Origin of the sequence: Saccharomonospora iraqiensis subsp. iraqiensis, assembly GCF_000430445.1 — a bacterium.
Taxonomy (GTDB): Bacteria; Actinomycetota; Actinomycetes; order Mycobacteriales; family Pseudonocardiaceae; genus Saccharomonospora; species Saccharomonospora iraqiensis.
This window is the reverse complement of record NZ_KE387061.1, coordinates 1-2151: the sequence shown is the minus strand read 5'-3', so window position 1 is coordinate 2151 and position 2151 is coordinate 1. Positions and strand designations below refer to the sequence as shown.

Annotated in this window: 3 protein-coding genes; 1 reads left to right on the top strand and 2 read right to left on the bottom strand. The window is 72.8% G+C overall.

Features of this window, described 5'->3' with window-relative positions; genetic code table 11:
* Positions 1 to 583: acyl-CoA dehydrogenase family protein (locus ACTIR_RS21805; protein WP_161629617.1), on the top strand; the 583-nt coding region annotated here is incomplete at its 5' end.
* A gap of 91 nt (positions 584 to 674) precedes the next feature.
* On the opposite strand, the gene ACTIR_RS0105050 is transcribed toward ACTIR_RS21805, so the two are convergent.
* On the bottom strand, positions 675 to 899 hold the full coding sequence (locus tag ACTIR_RS0105050) for a hypothetical protein (protein ID WP_026453463.1): 225 nt from the start codon (positions 897 to 899) through the stop codon (positions 675 to 677).
* 106 nt (positions 900 to 1005) lie between these two features.
* The coding region (locus ACTIR_RS0105045) for an endo-1,4-beta-xylanase (RefSeq protein ID WP_026453462.1) at positions 1006 to 2151 on the bottom strand (1146 nt) is incomplete at its 5' end.

Below are 2151 nucleotides of genomic sequence, written 5' to 3'. Positions count from 1 at the left end.
GGAGGACGAGGTGCTGGCCCTGGTCGGCGCCGGCGCACCGGGGTTGTCGGTGTCGCCGCAGTCGGTCGTCGACCACGCGGACGCCGCGCTGGTGGAGGCGGACGACGTCGCCGTGGAGACGGTGCTGCCCGCCGCGGCGACCGACCTGGCCCGCGCCCGGACGACCGTGGGGCTGTGCGCGACCCAGCTCGGGGTGCTCGAACGGGCCGTGGAACGCACGGCCGAGTACGCGCGGGAGCGCGAACAGTTCGGCAAGCCGATCGGGTCGTTCCAGGCGGTGCGGCACCGGCTCGCCGACGCCCACCTCGACGTGGAGGCCGTCCGGCTGACGCTGTGGCAGGCCGCCTGGCGGCTGTCCGAGGGCGCCACGGGCGCCGACGCCGCGCAGGAACTGGCCACCGCCAAGTACTGGGCCTCCGAGGCGGGCCACCGGGTCGCGCACGCGGCGGTCCACCTGCACGGCGGGGTCGGCATCGACACCGACCACGAGATCCACCGCCACTTCGTCGCGGCCAAACGCACCGAGTTCACCCTCGGCGGCGCGACCGCACACCTCCGGCAACTCGGCGCGGCCCTGGCCTGAGCCCGAGCGGGCAGGCAGTCATCCGGCGCCCGCTCAGCGGCGCTCTCGAGCGGGTGCTCTCGGGCGGGCGGGTGCTGAGCACCCGCGGTGCTCAGGCGGGGAGGACGGGAACCACCCAGCCGTCGTCGGATTCCGCCCAGTCGGCGTCGGAGCTGCGGTTCCAGCCCGCGTCCCGCAGATGCTGCTCGGCCTGCGCGGGCTCGGTGATCTCGACCGGGAGCTCCAGGACGGTGACCGGGGTTCCCCGGTCGTCCCGGACGATCAGGTGCGGGGCTCCTCCCGGTCCGGCGACGATGAAGTGGGCGTTGTTGGCCATGTGTCTCCCCTCGTCTGCGAACGGTGCGGTACGACCCCGGAAGGGGCGTACCGCACCGTCGCGGATAACCCGGGCCCGCACCGGGTAAACGGGGACTCGGCGTGGATCACATCGGGTTCGCGGCCCCGTGTCCCGCACGGGCCAGGCGCGTGCGGAGCGCGTGGTAGGCGGGCTTGGGGGAGTAGTCGTCCCACAGCACCGTCGCCGCGCCCTGCCCCTCGAAGAAGACCGGCACCCAGGAGTACCGGTCGGGCACGCCCCAGATCGTGAACGAGTCGCAGCCGTCGACGTTCAGGCAGGCCGTCAGTGCCCGCCCGTAGTAGTCGGCCTGGCGGCCCAACTGGTCCCGGGTGGGCACGCCGCTGTCCGGGAGCTCCATCCGCACGTCCAGTTCCGTGACCGCGGTCGCCAGGCCGAGGTCGTCGAACCGGCGCAAATTGTCCTCCATGTCCGCGGGGAAGCCGTAGGACAGGCTCAGGTGCGCCTGCGCGGAGAAGCCGTGCACCGGCACACCCTCGTCGAGCAGGTCGGTGATCAGCGCGTAGTAGGCGTCGCTCTTGGCGTTGGTCCCCGCGACGCCGTAGTCGTTGAAGAACAGGTCCGCCTGCGGGTCGGCCTCGTGCGCCCAGCGGAAGGCGTCGGCGATGATGCCGGGGCCGAGTTCCCGGATCCAGATGTTCTCCTCCGTGCGCAACGCGCCCTGGGAGTCGAAGATCTCGTTGGCCACGTCCCACTGCTGGATGCGCCCGGCGTAGCGGCCCACCACCGTCGTGATGTGCTCACGCAGCATCGTCCGCAGCTCGTCCGCGGTGAAGTCCCCCTGCTCCAGCCACTCCGGGTTCTGGCTGTGCCACAGCAGGGTGTGACCCCGCACGACCTGGCCGTTGCGCTCGGCGAAGTCCACGATGGCGTCGGCGGCGTCGAAGTCGTAGACGCCGGGCTCCGGGCGCAGGTACTCCCACTTCATCTGGTTCTCCGGCGAGAGCGAGTCGAACTGGGTGGCCAGCTCCCGCCGGTACCGCGTGTCCGAACCGAACGGGTCCGGATAGGGCTGCTCCGCGTGGTGCCCACCACCCGCGACGGCGCTGCCGATCCGGAATCCCTCCGGGGCGAATTTGCGCAGCCCGGGTGGCCCGGGGTGGGGGTGTCCCGGGTCCCCGAAGTGCGGATTCCCGGGACGGGACTGCCCCGGCTGGTCGGAACCGGCACCCGCGGCGCCGGGAGCGGCCGCGGCCGCCGGGGCGGTGAGCGT

What these genes read in the sequence shown, in the direction of transcription:
- ACTIR_RS0105050 (WP_026453463.1), bottom strand. Translation starts at nt 899, where the DNA reads ATGGCCAACAACGCCCACTTCATCGTCGCCGGACCGGGAGGAGCCCCG.